This is a genomic window from Agrobacterium sp. ICMP 6402 (assembly GCF_009498615.1).
In the GTDB taxonomy this organism is placed as follows: Bacteria; Pseudomonadota; Alphaproteobacteria; order Rhizobiales; family Rhizobiaceae; genus Agrobacterium; species Agrobacterium burrii.
The window spans coordinates 28,997-44,347 of sequence record NZ_QSNV01000015.1 but is presented as its reverse complement, the minus strand read 5'-3'; the positions used below and the strand labels follow the sequence as shown (position 1 = coordinate 44,347).

Here is a 15,351-nt window from a genome sequence, read left to right as displayed (position 1 = left end):
CTGCGCACCCGACCGGGGCCCCGCCGCGCCGGCGCGGCGGGGTGGTCATGGGCCGGAACGAAGAGGAGGACGGCAAAGCCGTTGCGCGGGCCGCCGGCCCCGGCAGGACCGCCATCCGGGACGGGACGCGAAGGCGGACAGCCACTACTCTTCCTCCCCTTCCCCAAACGCCGGTCGACGCGGCGACACCGGAAAAGGCCGGTCCCGTCCGGGACCGGCCTCAAGGATCTGGAATGGAAGGCGAGGCTGAAAGCCTCGCCAGGGCGGCTCAACCGAGAGCCGCCATCTGCAGATCGGCCGCCTTGCGGTCGAGTGTCTGGCTCGCGTTTTCGACGGGGCGTTCGAAGGGCTTCCAGCGCTCGCCGACGACTTGCTCATAGGCCGCAACGACGCCCTCGGCCGCCATGCGAAGCGCGTGGGACTGAACGCCCATATCGGCCGCGAACTCACGCTTGCGCTGGGCGGCGCTGTCGAAGCCGACCGAACCGTCGAGGTCCTCGTCGCGGATGTCGTTGGCGGCCTTGGCCGTCAGATCCCGCGCCTCCGTGACGGCCCGGCTGTAGAACTGGCCGGCTCCGTGGGCGGAACCGACAAAGGCTCCGACGATGCGCTGCAGATGGATTTGCATCGCCCGCTCGCCAAGCCCTTCGCTGAGTGCGTCGGCGGTCTCGACGATCAGCCTCTCGTGCAGGTCGCGAATGCCGTCGCTGTCGAGGACCGGGAGGCCGAAGCTCTCGGCGATGAGGGTGGCTTGCGCCGCATCCGGGCAGGCGAGCCGGACCATTTCGAGGGTGCTGCCCTTGCGAAGCGGGACGACGCGGGCGGTTTGCCGGGGAGAGCGAGCGGTTTTTGTCATGATGCATTCCTTTCCTTCGGTTTCCCGAGGCTCAGACCGGCTCCTGCCGGCCCTCCCTTCGGGCGCGGTCGAAAGAAACCGGCGAAAGACGGGCGCTTCAGGGTCCGGGGCGGCCGGATCGAGCAAAGCAGGTTTGCGGGCAAGCAGGGCTTTTGAGCCCTCGCGAAGCCCGCGGGCCTGCTTTGCCGAGATCGGCTGTTCCGGCCGCACCGCGGCGCGACACGCGGCCTTGAAGCGGACGGCCGCCGGTTTACGACCGCAACCTCAGCCGAAGGGAGGGTCGGCAGGAGTCGGTGCTTGGTACATCCCGGGAAGGAAAGAACCGTCATGACCATCCCCGCCGGTCCCGCACCTCCGTCGGCCCGATTCACGACAGCCCATAAGTACGCTCGTCGCTGCGGAGACCGCATCATCACCGCAATGCCGGTCGCCTCCCGGTCGACCACGTGCCTGACTGTCGATCAGGCGGCCTGGAGGGATTCGGTCGTCGGCCGCTCGCGAAATCCGGCGATCGCGCGATCCTGACGGGCGAGTTTGCGCGACAGCGCGTCGATCTCCGGCTGCCGTTCGGCCGTGATGGCGGCGAGGTTCGAACGATAGCGTTCGAGGAAAGCGCCAGGATCAGGGCTCTTGCCGCGCTGGTATCCCGTCCGGCGCGGTTGCAAGTGTGGGATCAGCGCCGTCATGCGGCGCCAGATCTGCCGGTCGATCAAGTCGAGCTGGCGCTGTGTCTGCCGGCGCGCCTCTTCCATGCGCAGTAGTTGCGCTTGACGTTCGGAAGAGCGGTTCATGACGCCTGCCTCCGCTGCCAGCCGATAAAGTCTGATGGTTCGCCGTAGACCCGATGGCGTTTCTCATTGATGACAAAGCCGAAACGGCCTACCTGATATTCTGCTGACGGGACGAGGAAACGGCGTTCTTCGGCCGCCGGCTCCCGCTTTCCGCCCCGCGTCGCAACGACTTCCACGAAACCTTCCGCGTGCTGCGACGTGATCGCCGAGATGACGATCCAGTCATCGGCATGCTCGCGCTCGAAAGCGCGTTGGTCCTTCGTGGTGGATTCACCCGGCTGAAGCACCGTCCCGAAGATCTTTTCCCAGGCATCCGGCCAGCTATCCTTGATGGTGCGTTCCGCGCAGCGCTGCTCAAAGGCGGTGAAGAGGTGGGGAAAAGTGATCGCGACAATCGCCCACGCTTCATCTTCCTCGTACCATCCCCCCGTGACACGCAGCATCGGATGGACCTTCGCGTTGCGAGCCGCCGAAATACGAAACCCGCCATGGCCGGCCGTGGAATGGAACACGACATCCTCGGCATGGAGGGTCGCGCCCTGCGACGGCCCCCACGGCGTGCTGGCCGACACGCGCGCCTCGCGCCGGCCGAGCGCCCGCTTCTCCCGTTGATGCTCGGCCCGTTCAAGGACGGCGGCGCGGAATGCCGCCTCATCGGCAAGCTCACCGTCATGGCCGTAGAAATCGTCGCGCCTCCATTCGTGGATCGGGCGACGGATACGCCATCCGGTCACGAGATAGAACCTGTCGTCTCGGGCGGGAGCCATTGCGAAGGCATGTTCGCCGACGAGCGCCACGGTCATGCCGTCGGCGCTACGGCCAAAGAAAACCCCCGGAATTTCGGAGGTTTCGTGATTGTGGACGTTGGAGGCGGGTGCGCTCATGCTGCGGCCCTCCCCTCGACAGCATCGGCCGCGACCTCGTCGGCCGTGACCTCGTGCAGAACGGCGTTCGGATAGCCGTGGCGGGTGAGCCATTCCTCCGCTGCCGGGCGGTTATCGGCAAGATGGACAAGCTCGCCATCATCGCCGGCGCGGTCGAGAACGAGAACCGCGCCGATAGCGGGTCGCGCCTTGACGGCGAACTTGAGGTCGCTGTTCACCGAAAACGTCCGGTAGACACGCAGAACGATTGTGCCCTGACTGCCATAATCGCCCTCGTGCACGGTGATGGAGGCGGGGATCGTCGTATTGCCGACGCGGGCTTCCGCCTGTTTTCGGATCAGGCGACCGCCGGAATTGCGACTCTCCCAAGCGGCCAGCTTCTTGCGATGCCTCTCGGGCGGGCGTGGGGTGCCGTCTGAATAAATCACGGTGGAACCCAGCGGGACGAGGTCATAGATCAGTTGAGCGGACATGGTTTTCTCCATGGTGTTGATGGTGGAAAAAGAACCGCCGCCGGTGACATGCCGGCGGCGGGGTGATTGTTCGGAGAAGGTGAGAGGAAGCCGCTCTACTCGGCGGCTACCTTGTAGGCTTCGCGCTGCTCGTCGGTGAGGTGCTCGTCCTGCGGGGCCGGATCCTCATCTGCGAAATCATGCAGCGGCTCGACGACCGCATCACCATCGAGCTCGTCCAGATCCACCGGCGTGCCGTCATCCTCGGACCGCTCGGCGGCCTCGTTCTTCTTCAGCCACGCGGCGAGCTTGTCGGTGCCTGGAGCGAACAGCGCCGACGGATGGACCAAACGGCCGTCCTTGAAGTGCTCGACAAGCGCCGCGCGCGTGTCCTTGACCTTTTGCCGGGGAAGGACCGGCGTGTCCGCGCATGACGCTTCCAGCGCCGGACGAGACAGGCACGAGAGGAAGTCTTCCGTGCCCATGTTCGGCAGGTAGCTGTCCGCGCCGATCACCACGCCCGCCACACGGGACACGACGCCGCTGTCCGAACGGTTTTCCCTGCACGACAGCACGTCGATCAGGAGCGAGCGCACGGCGACCCGAAGCGTGCCCATGTCGAAGTCGAGCTTGCCTTCCTGATCGAACAGGCGGGCGGCGTGTTCGCCAAGGCCGGCCGCCCCATAATAGGAGATGTCGCGCGTGCCGGACGCCACCGTCACGTTCTGCCCCGCGAATGCCAGGACCAGCAGCGCCATCAGGGTGTCGTCCTCGATCGGCGCCCGCGACAGCGCTTCATGCAGAGCATCGGTGCGCAGATCACCGATCATCTCGATGCCCGTGCGGGTGACATCGGGACGGGCCTTCACGACGATCGCAGCATCGTCACCCTCGCCCGCCGGCTGCTCGCCCTTCTTCGGCTTCTTCGCCTCCGGCATGCGGAAATGTGCCGTCTGCACCTTGCCCTCGCGATCGAGATAGAGCGCCGTGTGGTCGGACTTGCCCGGCTTGCCATAGACGCGTTCCGCCTTCTTCGGCAGTTCCGGCTGGCCCCAATTGTTGGTCTCGGTGATGACCCCCTTCTTGGGCAGGTTCTGCGTCATCCACTCCTGCTGCGCGCCAAGGAACGCCTCGACATCGGTGGTGTAACGGCTGTCCTGATCGGCCGGCGCGAACAGATCCTCGACCCAGGCAATGCCGTAGGCGTGCGCGAGTTCGTCGCCGAAACTCGCATCACGGGCATACATGCGCGTCTTCTGCAGCCCCTGCGCCACGCTCCACCAGGAGACTTGCGGGTCGGCCTTCGAGGGCTTGTGCTTCTTCCAGACCTCCTTCTGGTCATCGAGCGAGGCGGAAGCGATGGTGCGTAGCTGGCTCTCGTTAGGCATGTCACCCTTGGCCATGTGGTCGAGCATCGCCGGCAGCACATTGGCGAGAAGACGCAGTCTTCTGATCTGGCGGACCGACTGGGCGAGTGCAATGCCGATTGCCTCCTCGGTCCAGCCGAGTGCGACCAGGCGCTCGATGGCACGCCATAGATCGACGGGATTGAGGTGCTCGTGCGTTAGGGCGGTGGCCAGCGATCGCATGGCACCACCATCCTCGGCGCGCTCGACGACAAGCACCGCAATCTCCTCAAGCCCGGCAGCGATCGCCTGGTTCCTGCGGCGGTGCCCCTCATCGATGACGAAGCCGTTGCCGCCGTCTCTTTCCGGGGCGACGATTGGCGGCTGCACGATTCCGACGGCCTTGATCGTCGCCAGCAGTAGCGCATCGGCCTGCGGGGTGGACTTCGAACGGCGCGCCTTGTCGGGATTGTCCTTCAGCGAGCGCGGATCGACAAATTTCAGTTCCATGGAAATGCTCCTTACGGGGGTTGCCGGACACCGCCACTCGCGGGTCCCTTTCTCGTCTTCTTCCCGAAGACACCCCCCGGCCCGCGGAGCGGACGGGCCGGTGCAACTGCGGCCGAGCATTCCTGCCCTGCCGGCCAAGCGGGGCTCGTAAGCCCTGCGCAGGACGCGGGGCCGGGATCGCGAGCGGCGCGGTTGAGCGCCAGCGCCAGCGGCCCGCCCGATCTGCGAGAGCAATTCTTTTCTTTTTCTTTTTCTTTTTCTTTTTTCTTTTCTCTCCCACCGCCCCATTCAGGTGAACCATCCTTGATGGACGACACAAATAGAGCCGGCCGCGCCAAAAAAGCGCGACCGGCATGCAAGTTCGATCACGCGGCGATCGCCGCGACGTCACCAGCACCTTCGATGTCCTTCGCCAGCGCCTCTTCGACCTCGGCAAGCTGCCGACGCTTTTCAGCCAGTTCACCGGCGAAGGCGAAGTCGCCGCCTTCGCCGCGCGACTGGTATGATGCGAGTCTGCGGCGTGCATCGGCAAGGCGCTGGCGATTGCGCTCGCGTTCACCCTCGAAATCGTCAAGTGCGTGCTCAAGGCGGGAGACGGCCCCGAGCGGCGTCACCGTCACGGGCAGATCGATCTCGAAATCCGCGCCGGTGCGCATCAGCATGGTGGTGTAGCGATAATTGTCGCGGCCGAAGCGTTCCCCACCATATTCCAGGTCGAAGCCGCCGATCGAGGCGATGACCGCCTCGCCTTGCCTCTGGAGTTGCACCTGGGTCAGGATCTCTTTCATCAAGGCACGACCGGCCTCCTTGCGCTCGGCATGGACCTTGCCCGTGACGGTCATCGAGAAGGCGTCGCCAGCTGTCGGAACCAGGCGCTCGATATCCTGCCCGATCTCCGCGATCCGCCGCGTGGCAGACTCGATATCGCGTTCGGCATCGCGGATCTGCCGGCGAACCGCATGCTGGTCGTCGATATGGGCGGCACGCAGTCGCTCCAGCCGGGCGATATCGGCTTCAAGCCCCGCCTTCTGCATCAGCCGCTGGTCGCCCGATGCGATGGCCTTGGCCATTGCGAACTGGTTGGCCTGCCCCTCGCCGAGATCTTCGAGCCGCCGGATCGAGGTGTCACCGGAGAGCGCGGCGGCGATGAAGCGCGCCTTGCGCTCGTTGTTCTGCCACATGGTCGCGTCGAGCGAGCCCTCGGTGGCATAGGCGAAGATATCGACCTCGTCATGCTGGTTGCCCTGACGCACGATGCGGCCCTCGCGCTGCTCGATCTGGGACGGAAGCCAGGGGACGTCGAGGTGATGCAGCGCTTTCAGGCGGAGTTGGGCGTTGACCCCGGTTCCCATCGTCTCCGACGAGCCGATCAGGAACCGGACCTTTCCCGCACGGACGTCGCCAAACAGCCGCTGCTTCGCCTCCGATTTCTTGAAGTCCTGCATGAAGGCGATCTCCGATGCCGGCACGCCTAAGCGGATCAGTTCGTCACGAATCCAGCGATAGGCGGAAAAGCCCCTCGTCTTTTCGACGCTGATGGTGCCAAGGTCGGAAAAGATCATCTGTGCGGCGCCGGGCAGCTCGAACGGCTTGCCGTCATGGCGGAGATAGGTGCTGCCCTCGGTCGCCTTCCAGATATTGAAGGCATTCGAGATGAGACTGTTGAGCTTGTTGTCCGCCTCATTGTCATTGTCGGCATCCACGAGGCGCAGGTCGATCGCCGCATGCCGGCCATCGGTGATGACGGAAAGCAGGATGTCGTCGCCGGGTTCGGGCGGCCGGTCGCGCTCCTCGATCGCCTTGATGCGCTCGGCCAGTACCACCTGGTAGTGCTTGAACGCCTGTGTTGGCTTCGACGTGACGATCTGGCGCCTGCCGGTCGAGACCGCCGGCACCTTTACATATTCTCGCAAGTCCGCCGGCATCACAACATCCGCGAAGCTGCGGAACATCGCGATCAGTTCTGGCACGTTGACGAAGCTCGCGAAGCGGGAGACCGGCTTGTACTTGCCGGAAGGCTGAAGCTCCAGCTCGGTGGTGGTGTCGCCGAAGGTCGACGCCCAGGCGTCGAACTCGTGCAGGCCGCGCTCCATCAGCGCCGGGTGGCCCATCAACCGCTGGACAGAGAACATTTCGCCGAGCGTATTTGTGATCGGCGTGCCCGAAGCGAGGACAAGCGCCCGGCCGGGATTGATCGTCTCGATGAAACGGGATTTCACATAGAGATCCCAGGCCCGCTGCGAGCCGTTCGGATCGACGCCCTTCAACGTCGACATATTGGTTGCAAAGCTGAGCTTTCTGAACTCCTGCGCCTCGTCGACGATGATCTGATCGACGCCGATCTCGGCGATGGTGAGCAGGTCATCCTTGCGGGTTGAGAGCGCCTCCAGCCGCTCCTGCAGGCCCTCTTTCAGCCGCTCGAGCCGCTTGCGCGAGACCCGGTCGTCGCTCTCGACCTTGGTGAGTAGGGTTTCATATAGATCCAGTTCGTCATGGATCATCTGCTGCTCGAAGGCCGACGGCACGCCAATGAACCGGAACGCCGAATGCGTGATGATGATCGCGTCCCATGTGGCGGTCGCTGCCCGCGACAGGAACCGCGCCCGCTTGTCCTTGGTGAAATTGGTCTCGTCCGCCACGAGAATGCGCGCATTTGGATAGAGCGCCAGAAACTCCCGCGCGGCCTGCGCCAGGCAATGCCCGGGAACGACCTGCATCGCCTTGGCGATCAGACCGAGCCGGCGCTGTTCCATTATGGCGGCCGCCATGGTCATCGTCTTGCCGGCGCCGACGGCATGGGCGAGATAGGTTGAGCCTGCCGCGATGATGCGCCAGATACCGCGCATCTGATGCCCATAAAGAGTAAAGGCGCCCGAGGCGCCCGGAAGCTTGAGATGATCGCCGTTGAACTTTCGCGGGGCGATGTTATTGAACCGGTCATTATAGACCCGAGCCAGCCGGTCGGTGCGATCGGGATCGGACCATATCCAGCGCTGGAAGGCCTGCTTGATCTTGTGAAGCTTTTCCTTGGCCGCTTCGGTATCGACGACGTTGAGAACCCGCTTTTCGCTGTCGCCGTCCCTGATCGTATCGAAGATCTGCGGCACCCGGCTGTTCAGGGCATCGGACAGCAGTTCGCCGGCATGGCGGCGGTCCGTTCCCCATTCGGATGTTCCGGCGGCGAGGTAGGAAAGCTGGCGGGCGTCGACGGTCCATGACGCCAGTTCGGGCATGTGATGGATCCGGATATCGGTTCCCATCATCTCCTTGACAAAGGCGACGACGTCTCCAGCCGGTATCCACGGAGCGCCGAGGCGCGCGGTGATGTCCGAAGGTCGAAGATCGACCGGCTGGACGGCTGTGAGCGCCGAGACGTTGGGCTCATAGGCGGGATCGAGCCCTGCCGCAGCTTCCGCGACCTTGAGCTTCTCGCGGACATGACCGGACAGATAGGCGTCGGCCATCTGCCAGGAGCCGTCGGCGGGGTCGCGGAAGATCGCGCTGCCAAGCTCAGTGACGACGTCTTCGGGATCACGGTGCAGAAGTTCCGCGATATGATCAAGATCGACGTGCCCTCGTTCGTTGAGCACCACGGCGAGCGCATCCGCCGCACTGGTGATCACCGGTGGCGCGGGCGGCGAGATGACACGGTCCGTGAAGATCGGTCCGGGTCTCGCCGTATCGTTTTCGAGGTCGTAGTCCTCGATCGAGGCGACCAGCCAGCAATCGGGATCGTCTGCGAACGGCTGGAGGTTAGGCCGCCGATGGCTCTCCCGTGTCTCACCGGTCTCCGGGTCCTCGGTGATCGAGACCGTGGTGTGGTTGATCGGGCCGAAGTCGCGCACGAAGCTTGACCAGGCAATGCGCAGCTTGATCTGCAAATCCTTCCAGGGCCGGTCCAGCTCCTGGGCCTTCAGCACCTCACGCACCGCATCACGGACCGGGATCAGCTTCCTGATGATGCGGACATGCTTTTCCGGGATACCGTCGGCGCTGCGGCCCTTGCGGACTTTCACAGCAACGGGCTCGCCGTCGGTGACCTGCATGAGGCCTCGGGCGTTGTCGAAGAAGAAGCTGCCTTCGCGGACATGCTGGCCGGACGGAAGATCGCCAGGACTATCGTCGGTGGCGTCCTCCAGATCGAGATCGATCTCGGTGGGCTCGCCGTCATAGCGGCCTTCCGGAAAGAGATGGACGGCGGCCGACAGTGCGGCGTCGAGATCCTCACCATCGGGGGCAAGGCATGTATAGGTCTCACCGAAAGGACCGACGGTCAACGCGTGGGTGCCGAGCACAAATTCCGGATGCTGCGCGAACCATCGGTTCACCCGGAAGGCGCCCTCATCCTGCGCGGCGGGCCGGATTTCGTCCGTGTCGAGCCAGGAAAGATCGCCCTCGGGCTCGGCGACCTTGCGTTTGCGGAAGAAGAGGATGTCCACGACGACGTCGGTTCCCGCGTCGGCCCGGAAGCTGCCTTCCGGCAGGCGGATGGCGGCAATCAGGTCCGCCGTCCTGGCAATATGCTCGCGCGCCGAGGAATCCGCCTTGTCCATCGTGCCGGAGCTGGTGACAAAGGCTGCGAAAGCCCCGGGCTTCAACAGGTCGATCGACCGGGCAATGAAATAGTCGTGCAATCGCAGCCCGAGCGAGCGATAGGCGCGGTCGGAACGGACGGTCCGGTCCGAGAAAGGCGGGTTGCCGATGGCAAGGTCAAAGCTCGCCGGCAACTCCATGCGCGCAAAATCTCCGGTGAGGATCCGCGCCCGCGGCTGCAACAGCCGGACGATGCGCGCCGTTACGGGATCGAGCTCGACGCCGGTGACGTACGAAAGATCACGAAGCGCTTCCGGCATCAGCGCCGGAAACAGGCCCGTGCCGATCCCCGGCTCCAGCACCCGGCCGCCGCGCCATCCGAGACGCTGCAGGCCAGACCAGATCGCCCGGACGATGAACTCCGGGGTGAAATGGGCATACTGGATGCAGCGGGCAAGCGAGGCATAGTCGGTCTCGCCGACCGCATCCTCCAGATCGGAACCGATGTCGTCCCAGCCCTTGCGGAATTCGAGCTCGCCCGGACGGCGGAAGACGCCGTTGGCAAGATCGGACGCGCCGAAGCCGGTGAAGCGGATCAGCATCTCCTGTTCCTCGCGCGTCGCAGGACGTTCGTCCGCCTCGATCCTGGCAGCGAGCCGGATCGCGGCAATATTGTCGCGCGCACGGTCCTTCCAGCGGCGGGCAAGCCCGCGGTCATCGGCGAGATGGAAGTTCAGGCCACGGGCACGGTCCGCCGGAGACGACGGCCGCACGACCGCGGCGATCGGCAAGGCCGGCGCTGGAGTGGTAGGATCGGGATCGTCGTCGGGATCGAAGTCGCTGGCGAAGGCCGTCACGCCAAGGCCAAGGCCCGACGAAAGCGCGGTGTTGCCGAAAAGATCGATGGTGAAGGGATCGTCATGTGACATGCTGGAATCTCCTTGGGTGAAGGCGCGCGTCGCCACCCCCCTGGAAGGTTCCAGTCGGCTGACGACGTGCGGGGATGAAGAGAACTGGGTGGGCTGGACGGCCGCGGGACGGCGAGCGTCTGCGGATCGCTAGTCTCGCGCGATCACGGTGAGTTGCATCGAATCCCCGTGGAAGGCGATCCTCAGATGCGTGCAGGCGGGGCTGGCAGCGATTAGCTTCACGAGCATGGCACCGTCGAGAAACTCGATCCCGTCATCGCCGCCGAAATGCTGGCGCTTGTAGTGCCAGTAGTCGGGGTTCGACTTCGGATCGCACTCTTCGGCATAGACGACAAACGGACGTTGCCCCTCTGCGAGCTTGCCGTTGGACATGAGGTACACGCTCTCGTCGCCGACCAGCCAAAGACCGGGCTTCTCATCGCGGCCCGGAAACATGCCGTAGTGGGGATTGCGGAAGCCGCCATTGAGGTGCGCGTCGAGGCGTCCGCGCATCATGACGACGTGGATGTCCGTCACGGAAAAGGTGAACATCGCCGCCTCCCTTACGCCGCGATCGCGTCAGGGAGGTAGCGCAGATGCACCGGCAGCTTCGATGCGATCTGCGCATCCGTGAGGTCGTCGAGCAGCTTCAGGACGGTGCCCTGGCGTCCGCCGTAGAACAGCACGGTCCGCTTGCCGTGGTCGTGTTCCGGCCAGCGCTCGCCGGCATAGCCGCGATAGTCATCATGGGTGCTCGACCAGATGTGGTCCAGGCGTTCCTCGCGCGTCATTGCCCGAACGGGCCGGGTTTCGCGCTCGATGATCGCATCGCGCATCCGCTCGGGCGAGCCCTTGTCAGCGAGGTCGCAATAGGCATGGAAATACCGCATCCGGTCATCGATCTTCAGCGTGAAAAAGATGCTGGTGATGCTGTCGGTAAGGAACTCGCGCATGGCGAACATGTCGCCCCGCATGAACAGCGGTGGCAGGATCTCGAACATGTAATCGTGTTGCGCCTGGGCGACTTCGAACCATTCGCCTCGATAGAGCGCGCTGTCGTCACCCTCCCAACGGTTCGGGCGTTGCGCGTGGCGGTCGAACATGCGGAACATCTGCCGGCGATCGGCAATGCCTTCAAAGACTTTTCGGATCGGAGAGACAGTCATGGGCGGGCTCCTTTCAGCCTCGTCGGGAAAGACACGCGGCTCATCCTCGCGATGTCGCCATCTTCTTCAGCCCTTCCTGACCCCTCCTTGGCGCCGCCTCTCCGTCCGGACGGGTCAAGGGCCGCGCAGCGGGCGAAGCTTTACCCTTGACGCGGCTGGCGGGCATGCGGCAACCGGCCTTCCCCTTCCCCTTCCCCTCTTTCCTTCTCCTCCCTGCTATTTCATTGAGATGAAATCAGCTTACAGTCTGGTTTGATCGCTTGTACGATCATACTTTGGACTGATCAAATGGAATTGATAATCAGGTCACAACCTGATACGTTGAGCGCAACAATCAGCCTGTTGTCTGATGACGAGCGGCGGAGGAAAGATAAACGATGAAGGACGATGCAAGGAAACGAGCACGCAAGAGGCTTGACGAGCGTCTTCGCGGACTGCAGCCGGCGGAAGGCTTCAGGGCACCTCCGAAAGGATGGGTCCGGGCGTTGCGCGATGCGCTCGGCATGACGGGGTCGCAGCTCGGCTCGCGGATGGGAATTCGGCCGCAGACCGTCGAAGCGATCGAGAAGTCAGAGGCGTCCGGAACGATCCAGCTCAGTACGTTGCGGCGTGCGGCAGAGGCGCTCGACTGCACGCTGGTCTACGCATTGGTCCCGAATACGTCGCTCGAGGCCACCGTCGATGAGCGAGCGCGCAAGATCGCAATGCGCGAACTCCAGCGGGTCGCGCATACGATGCGTCTGGAGGCACAGGGAACGGACGATGGCGATCTCGAGGCCCGCGTCCAGACCTATATTCGCGACCAGCTTTCCGAGCGCGATCTCTGGTCAGAAAAATGACCGACCTTTTCCAGGAACCAGAGGATGCAACACCGCTCGAGCCGCAGGAGCGCGAGGGCCTGCTTCAAAGCTGGATCACCCACAGGCAGGATCTCAACGAGGCAGAACAGGAAAACATCGTCGCGGGCGCAGCCTGGGCTCGCGGACGACGCCGTATGCCGGTCGACAGGATGCTGACCGAAAACTTCATGCGTACATTGCACCGACGCATGTTCGGCGAGGTCTGGCAATGGGCAGGCAGCTTCCGAACGACGGAGCGCAATATCGGCATCCAGGCTTACCGGATCCCGGTCGAACTTGCGGCTTTGCTGGATGACGTGCGGTATTGGGTCGAGCATGAGACCTTCGCAGCCGACGAGATCGCAATACGTTTCCACCATCGCCTGGTCGCCATCCATCCGTTTCCGAACGGCAATGGACGTCACGCTCGGCTTGCCGCCGATCTGCTCGTGGAAAAACTGGGCGCCGAGCCCTTCAGCTGGGGTAGCGGAAGCCTGGGCGACGTGGGAGATCTGCGCACGCGGTACGTCGCGGCACTGCAGGCCGCGGATAATCACGACATCGCGCCTCTCCTCGAATTCGCGCGCAGCTGAGCGCAAAGGTCCTCGTTCCAGTCCTCGTGGTGGGGACGAAGGCGCTCAAAGCCGCAGTCGGCGTCCCGGGCAATTGCGTCCAACCGATCAGCGTAGATATCGCCCTGCGCGTTATTGTCAGTGGCGGCGACCACCGATATACCCTTCCGCGCGGCCAACAGACGGATCGCCGCATCGGTGGCAGGAGCCCAGCCGCCCCCGGTACTGACATAGAGGCTATCGCGCCGATTGCTCTCCAGCGCGGCAAGGCTCATGGCGTCGATCGCAGCTTCCGTCACGCAAAGGCGCGGCGCATGGATCGCGCCGAACCTGAACAACACCTTCGCGCCTCCCGTCGAAAAGCCGCGCCATTCCGGCCCGCGTTCCTCCCAGCCGGTGACGGCGCCCTCGCTGTCACGGTGGCAAGCCCACATACTGCCGCGCGGACCCTCGCGCACGAGATCATGCCGGATCGCTGCGCGGATGATCGCTACTGGAAGATGGCGCTCATCGCGGAGATAACGCCAGGTCATCGAACCCGGCCACGGCTTGCGGCGCTTCGTCCATCGTTCGGGAATGGCGGCCACCGGCTCTGTCTCGCGTGTAACGCGGGTCCAGACCGGCTCCGTCGGAACGAAGCCGACCAGTGCGGCTACCCGATCCAGAGCCTCGACGAAGGACACTCCATCGAGATGCTCGACAAGGCTGAACACGTCACCCTTGGCGTCGGACAACGGATCGAACCATCCCCTTCCCTCGTGGATTACGATGATGATGCCGCCGCCGCCGCGGTATTTGACCGCCCTGCGTGTGCTTTCCTTCAGGTCGATGGCAAACCCTGCCTGCTCCAGCACCGCGGCGCATTGCACGCGGTCCCGCAGTTCTTCCAGTTCGTTCTTTTCCATTTTTCTTCCCGACGCACCCTTGCGCCCGCCTTTCCTTCTGTTTCTTTTCCCCACACCTTGCGGGGCCTGCTCCGGACGCCGCGAAGAGCAAAGGAGGCAAGGGCGCGGCTGGCAAGATGACAATCTGCACCTTGCGCCGCCGCCGGGGTGCCAGCAGCGGCGCAGCTTCCCTTGCCGCCTGCGGCTCGCAAGCGGCATCTCCGGAAGGAGAAGCCGGCTCAATGAGCCGGCCCGTGCTCGAAAGGATCGTATTCGGCGAGGGTCTCGACCTCGTCGTCTTCCAGATCGGCGCTCGGCATGACGCCGAATTCGTCGCCCGACCGGAAGAGCGTGACCGGGACCATCAGGGTGCGGGCGAGCTGGAATGCGTGGTTCTGGGCGAGGGAAAGATCTTGCTTCATCTGAAGGCTCCATCTTCGGAGCGGGCCAATCCCGCTCGATGGCTCCGTCAGTGTCCAACCCTGGTCGCGATCACCGCGAAGGGCATCGCCCAAGCGGCCGCAGCTTGCTAGCGGACCCCTTGAGGGTTGATCGTGGAAGATCCAGGGATGGACCAGGAAGCCATTGCATGAGAGCGGGATTGGTCTGCTTCGGCGTTGGTGCGGTATCGTAACAGACGCCCATCCATTCGCTGCCGTCACCTGCGGCTCGCCTCGAGCACTTGGGAAGTAACCGCTTCGGCTCGCAGCGACACGTGACCGCATGCCTTTGCGCCATTAGAACCAGGATGCTGGAGTGAGACTGAAGCGTCTGTGAAACCTTTGGACCATGCAAATCTTGTGCTGCTAAAAACATAGTGTAGATTCTACCTCTATCGTCCGGAGGCCATTGAGAATGTCAGCAACAACAACGTTCCCAGAACCATCCGCGTCGCAATTGCGTCGAGTGGAGCTTCTCATCTTTCCGCTGCGGACTTTTGTCGTGATCGCAGCGCTTTGGCTGGTTCACTGGATGTGGGCAAATTTCTCGCTGAGCGACGTGACCGTCCTGTACCAGGTTGCGATCTGGCTCAGCATCATCCTTGCCACGCTGAGCGTCATCCGCACCGCCATAACGATGCGGGCCGAGCCTGGACACGTGCTGTTGCGCGACGCAAAGCGATCGCTGAATGCCTGGGCGACGCTGCGCAGCGGACAATGGAGGGCACTTGTGAGGGACGAACAACGACCGGGCCTGCGGGCTGCGGCGTTGACAAACAGGCAGTCCGAACCGGCGCCCCTCTCAAAAGTCTCGATCCTGCGCCTGATCGAACTCCTCGTCTTCATGCCCATCAGGTTCGGATTGGTTCTTGCCGTATATTCCGGATATCGCAAAGGGATGGAAATCCTCGATCCTCATGGCAGCTTGGTCCCTGTCGAGCATCAGCTCTGGCCCGCGGCGGTCGTGATCGCGGTCGTCCTGTTCTTCCTCGGCAATCGGATGATCTCGGTCCTGCTGGCGGATGAAAGCAGCCGCCATCTGCGATTGGCGCGTCGCGTCTACACGCTCATCGCACCAAGCCGGGATTGATCAATCCCCGCCGCATTGAGTATCGACCGGAAGCCACAGCTTAAATCGGAAGTGAGACGCCATCCTCTCTGTTCTTGCAT

Annotated in this window: 13 protein-coding genes; 3 read left to right on the top strand and 10 right to left on the bottom strand. The window is 63.7% G+C overall.

Annotation, left to right across the window (positions count from 1 at the left end; all coding sequences use genetic code 11):
• Positions 1-268 precede the first annotated feature (268 nt).
• The 8 genes from DXT96_RS25400 to DXT96_RS25365 all read right to left on the bottom strand — a co-directional run bounded on the left by DXT96_RS25400 (position 269) and on the right by DXT96_RS25365 (position 11,446).
• Complete coding sequence (locus tag DXT96_RS25400; RefSeq protein WP_153517017.1) at positions 269-856, bottom strand: hypothetical protein; 588 nt, start codon at positions 854-856, stop codon at positions 269-271.
• A gap of 461 nt (positions 857-1,317) precedes the next feature.
• The gene (locus DXT96_RS25395) at positions 1,318-1,647 is read right to left on the bottom strand and encodes a hypothetical protein (RefSeq protein WP_080868274.1); all 330 of its coding nucleotides are present in this window, start codon (positions 1,645-1,647) and stop codon (positions 1,318-1,320) included.
• Complete coding sequence (locus DXT96_RS25390; RefSeq protein ID WP_080868273.1) at positions 1,644-2,531, bottom strand: hypothetical protein; 888 nt, start codon at positions 2,529-2,531, stop codon at positions 1,644-1,646. Before DXT96_RS25390 ends, DXT96_RS25395 begins: the two co-directional genes overlap by 4 nt.
• Positions 2,528-3,004 carry a hypothetical protein gene (locus tag DXT96_RS25385; protein ID WP_153517016.1) on the bottom strand — a complete coding sequence of 159 codons (477 nt, stop codon included), beginning with the start codon at positions 3,002-3,004 and terminating at the stop codon, positions 2,528-2,530. Before DXT96_RS25385 ends, DXT96_RS25390 begins: the two co-directional genes overlap by 4 nt.
• A 95-nt stretch (positions 3,005-3,099) precedes the next feature.
• Positions 3,100-4,839 (bottom strand): ParB N-terminal domain-containing protein, encoded by a 1,740-nt coding sequence (locus DXT96_RS25380; RefSeq protein WP_153517015.1) that lies wholly within the window; start codon positions 4,837-4,839, stop codon positions 3,100-3,102.
• A gap of 365 nt (positions 4,840-5,204) precedes the next feature.
• On the bottom strand, positions 5,205-10,301 hold the full coding sequence (locus DXT96_RS25375) for a lactate dehydrogenase (protein WP_153517014.1): 5,097 nt from the start codon (positions 10,299-10,301) through the stop codon (positions 5,205-5,207).
• Positions 10,302-10,430: 129 nt separating this feature from the next.
• On the bottom strand, positions 10,431-10,832 hold the full coding sequence (locus DXT96_RS25370) for a DUF3085 domain-containing protein (RefSeq protein ID WP_045024671.1): 402 nt from the start codon (positions 10,830-10,832) through the stop codon (positions 10,431-10,433).
• A gap of 11 nt (positions 10,833-10,843) precedes the next feature.
• On the bottom strand, positions 10,844-11,446 hold the full coding sequence (locus tag DXT96_RS25365) for a DUF1419 domain-containing protein (protein ID WP_153517013.1): 603 nt from the start codon (positions 11,444-11,446) through the stop codon (positions 10,844-10,846).
• 377 nt (positions 11,447-11,823) lie between these two features.
• Here DXT96_RS25365 and DXT96_RS25360 point away from each other — a divergent pair, with 377 nt between their 5' ends.
• Both DXT96_RS25360 and DXT96_RS25355 read left to right on the top strand, forming a co-directional pair.
• Positions 11,824-12,285 carry a mobile mystery protein A gene (locus tag DXT96_RS25360; protein ID WP_153517012.1) on the top strand — a complete coding sequence of 154 codons (462 nt, stop codon included), beginning with the start codon at positions 11,824-11,826 and terminating at the stop codon, positions 12,283-12,285.
• Positions 12,282-12,878 carry a mobile mystery protein B gene (locus DXT96_RS25355; protein ID WP_153517011.1) on the top strand — a complete coding sequence of 199 codons (597 nt, stop codon included), beginning with the start codon at positions 12,282-12,284 and terminating at the stop codon, positions 12,876-12,878. The genes DXT96_RS25360 and DXT96_RS25355 overlap by 4 nt, the downstream gene beginning before the upstream one ends.
• Here the strand turns inward: DXT96_RS25355 and DXT96_RS25350 are convergent.
• Together DXT96_RS25350 and DXT96_RS25345 are read right to left on the bottom strand one after the other, a co-directional pair.
• The gene (locus DXT96_RS25350; protein ID WP_153517010.1) at positions 12,839-13,762 is read right to left on the bottom strand and encodes a DUF3991 and toprim domain-containing protein; all 924 of its coding nucleotides are present in this window, start codon (positions 13,760-13,762) and stop codon (positions 12,839-12,841) included. The two genes, DXT96_RS25355 and DXT96_RS25350, sit on opposite strands and share 40 nt — an antisense overlap.
• 218 nt (positions 13,763-13,980) lie before the next feature.
• Positions 13,981-14,163, bottom strand: a complete 183-nt coding sequence (locus tag DXT96_RS25345) for a hypothetical protein (RefSeq protein ID WP_080868266.1) — start codon at positions 14,161-14,163, stop codon at positions 13,981-13,983.
• A 433-nt stretch (positions 14,164-14,596) separates the two neighbouring features.
• Here DXT96_RS25345 and DXT96_RS25340 point away from each other — a divergent pair, with 433 nt between their 5' ends.
• A complete protein-coding gene (locus tag DXT96_RS25340) occupies positions 14,597-15,271 on the top strand; it encodes a hypothetical protein (protein ID WP_153517009.1) in 675 nt (224 codons plus the stop codon).
• Positions 15,272-15,351: the final 80 nt, after the last annotated feature.

Coding starts and splice junctions, on each gene's coding strand:
- DXT96_RS25370 (WP_045024671.1), bottom strand. CDS start 10,832: ATGTTCACCTTTTCCGTGACGGACATCCACGTCGTCATGATGCGCGGA.
- DXT96_RS25385 (WP_153517016.1), bottom strand. CDS start 3,004: ATGTCCGCTCAACTGATCTATGACCTCGTCCCGCTGGGTTCCACCGTG.
- DXT96_RS25360 (WP_153517012.1), top strand. CDS start 11,824: ATGAAGGACGATGCAAGGAAACGAGCACGCAAGAGGCTTGACGAGCGT.
- DXT96_RS25395 (WP_080868274.1), bottom strand. CDS start 1,647: ATGAACCGCTCTTCCGAACGTCAAGCGCAACTACTGCGCATGGAAGAG.
- DXT96_RS25400 (WP_153517017.1), bottom strand. CDS start 856: ATGACAAAAACCGCTCGCTCTCCCCGGCAAACCGCCCGCGTCGTCCCG.
- DXT96_RS25365 (WP_153517013.1), bottom strand. CDS start 11,446: ATGACTGTCTCTCCGATCCGAAAAGTCTTTGAAGGCATTGCCGATCGC.
- DXT96_RS25350 (WP_153517010.1), bottom strand. CDS start 13,762: ATGGAAAAGAACGAACTGGAAGAACTGCGGGACCGCGTGCAATGCGCC.
- DXT96_RS25355 (WP_153517011.1), top strand. CDS start 12,282: ATGACCGACCTTTTCCAGGAACCAGAGGATGCAACACCGCTCGAGCCG.
- DXT96_RS25340 (WP_153517009.1), top strand. CDS start 14,597: ATGTCAGCAACAACAACGTTCCCAGAACCATCCGCGTCGCAATTGCGT.
- DXT96_RS25390 (WP_080868273.1), bottom strand. CDS start 2,531: ATGAGCGCACCCGCCTCCAACGTCCACAATCACGAAACCTCCGAAATT.
- DXT96_RS25375 (WP_153517014.1), bottom strand. CDS start 10,301: ATGTCACATGACGATCCCTTCACCATCGATCTTTTCGGCAACACCGCG.
- DXT96_RS25345 (WP_080868266.1), bottom strand. CDS start 14,163: ATGAAGCAAGATCTTTCCCTCGCCCAGAACCACGCATTCCAGCTCGCC.
- DXT96_RS25380 (WP_153517015.1), bottom strand. CDS start 4,839: ATGGAACTGAAATTTGTCGATCCGCGCTCGCTGAAGGACAATCCCGAC.